Here is a 449-nt window from a genome sequence, read left to right on the forward strand (position 1 = left end):
GAGTTGCGTAAGACCAAGGGCAGCATCATCTTTACTGCCTCGACTTCAAGCTTCTACACCGGCGGTGGCGGTACGCCCTATGTGGCGTCGAAGCACGCCGTGCTGGGCCTGATCCGCCAGCTCGCCTGGGAACTAACCCCCGACGTCAGGGTCAACGGCGTGGCGCCAGGCGGCACCCGAACGCCGCTGGGCGGTACCCATGTGGGCGGAACAGCCGATGTTCACATGGAAGATATGGAAGGGCTCGACGCGATGATTGCCGGGATGACGCCGCTCGCGCGGATCGCCGAACCGGATGATCACTCCGGCCTCTATGCCTTGCTGGCCTCGCGTCGGGACTCGGCCTACATGACAGGAACGGTTTTGCTCAGCGACGGTGGAATCGGCATTGGCAAACGCCCCGGAAGCTGAAGCGGCTTAGATCTCTCCACCCTTGGCGGGTGCTCGAT

At 63.3% G+C, this 449-nt stretch carries 1 protein-coding gene; it reads left to right on the forward strand.

Going from position 1 to position 449, the window contains the following annotated elements; genetic code table 11:
• On the forward strand, nt 1–411 hold a 411-nt coding region (locus NZK81_RS21480; RefSeq protein ID WP_260047992.1), incomplete at its 5' end, for an SDR family oxidoreductase.
• Between the last annotated feature and the right edge of the window lie 38 nt (nt 412–449).

Source organism: Novosphingobium mangrovisedimenti, from assembly GCF_025153475.1.
Lineage (GTDB): Bacteria > Pseudomonadota > Alphaproteobacteria > Sphingomonadales > Sphingomonadaceae > Novosphingobium > Novosphingobium mangrovi_A.